Source organism: bacterium (assembly GCA_023150945.1).
Lineage (GTDB): Bacteria > Zhuqueibacterota > Zhuqueibacteria > Zhuqueibacterales > Zhuqueibacteraceae > Coneutiohabitans.
This window is the reverse complement of the sequence record JAKLJX010000053.1, coordinates 1-1,359: the sequence shown is the minus strand read 5'-3', so window position 1 is coordinate 1,359 and position 1,359 is coordinate 1. Positions and strand designations below refer to the sequence as shown.

The 1,359-nt window shown below is 48.9% G+C and carries 4 protein-coding genes; 1 reads left to right on the top strand and 3 read right to left on the bottom strand.

The features are described from left to right. Positions 1-212: transposase (locus L6R21_27950; GenBank protein ID MCK6563044.1), on the top strand; the 212-nt coding region annotated here is incomplete at its 5' end. Positions 213-231: 19 nt separating this feature from the next. On the opposite strand, the gene L6R21_27945 is transcribed toward L6R21_27950, so the two are convergent. Genes L6R21_27945 through L6R21_27935 form a run of 3 tightly spaced genes read right to left on the bottom strand, consistent with a single transcriptional unit; the run spans position 232 to position 1,139 of the window. After that, the gene (locus tag L6R21_27945) at positions 232-540 is read right to left on the bottom strand and encodes a toxin (protein ID MCK6563043.1); all 309 of its coding nucleotides are present in this window, start codon (positions 538-540) and stop codon (positions 232-234) included. Continuing rightward, entirely contained in the window at positions 537-842 is a 306-nt protein-coding gene (locus L6R21_27940; protein ID MCK6563042.1) for a HigA family addiction module antitoxin, read from the bottom strand. The genes L6R21_27945 and L6R21_27940 overlap by 4 nt, the downstream gene beginning before the upstream one ends. A 15-nt stretch (positions 843-857) precedes the next feature. Further along, positions 858-1,139, bottom strand: coding sequence for a type II toxin-antitoxin system RelE/ParE family toxin (locus L6R21_27935; GenBank protein ID MCK6563041.1), 282 nt, complete (start codon positions 1,137-1,139; stop codon positions 858-860). Positions 1,140-1,359 lie beyond the last annotated feature (220 nt).

The following is a 1,359-nucleotide window of genomic DNA, read 5'->3' as shown; positions in this document are numbered from 1 at the left end:
GGGTCGTCGATTGTCGTCCGGTCGGTTCTGGCGAACGCGCGCTCAAATATCTCGCGCCTTACATCTTTCGCGTTGCCATCAGCAACCGCAGAAATACCAACACTCACGAATCTGCTTCCTGCGAGATTAGCAGCGGCAGATGCCCGATATTGCTGCAATTCCGTCTCCAACTGAGGAAGAGATTGCCACTCATCTCGTTTGTAGGATTCTAACAATTCCTGATCGTCAATTTCAAGATGATGGGATTTCATGTCGCTCTCCTGGATATTTCCTAGTCGCCTTTCGGTTCGGAATGACGGTTTTCAAGAATACTTCTTCGGCGGTCTCAACCAAGGGTACGAGCCATGCGTAACCATGTATTTCAACAACGAACAGTCGTTGTCCTTTGTATTTCTCCTGAATGGGGTACTCGACAAGATCCAATACATGGCCACCTGCAATCCCGGAAACGACTTCTTCGAAAGATCTGTTTCGTGCCGTTTGGAGATATTTGTTCTTCTCTTCGTTCCAGGAGTATTTTCTGGGGTTCACGTCGTTCAAGCGACCTTCTTCTTCAGCGGGTTGATCTGTGCATACGCGGATTTATTCGATTGCAGAGTTTCCCACATATCATAATTGGTCTGAAGCCCTATCCAAAAATCCGGTGTCGTATCGAAAAACTTCGCCAAACGAAACGCAGTATCTGGGGTGACAGAGCGCTTGCCAAGAATAATTTCATTGATGCGCACACGCGTGACACCAATTGCCTCTGCAAGTTCTTGCTGTGTAAGCTGCAATGGTTCAAGAAACTCGTAGCGGATTATCTCTCCAGGATGCGTCGGTTGCCGGTATTGGGGAAGCATTGGGTTCATCCTTTCTTAATGATATTGCACCAACTCGAGATCAAGAATATCCCCCTGGTCGAACTTGAAACATAAGCGCCAAGGGCCATTGACTGAAATCGCCCATTCTCCCTTGCGATCGCCATGCAGTTGGTGAAGATTGTTGGAAGGAGGAGAGCTCAAATCGTGGAGGTCCCGTGCGACATTGAGCATATCCAGCTTTCGAAGCAATCTGCTTTTCAACTGTTCGGGAACACGTTTGTGCTTTCCGGTATTCCAAAAATCCTCCAGCCAGGACTGCTTGAAACTTTTGATCATGGTGGAAGATAGTATGCAACGATATTCGTTGCAAGGAAAATTATGGTGGGATATGAGTTGAAGTGTTCAAGGGAGTTCTAACGATTTCCATATCTCTCCCCGGCCGCCGCCGGCGGTTTGTTGCCAGACGGAAAGGCGGGGCCGCCGGTGCGGGGGAAGTTTCTCGTGCCGGTCAAAGCGCTGTCGAAGATTTTCCGCGCCAAGTTTCGTGATGCGCTCA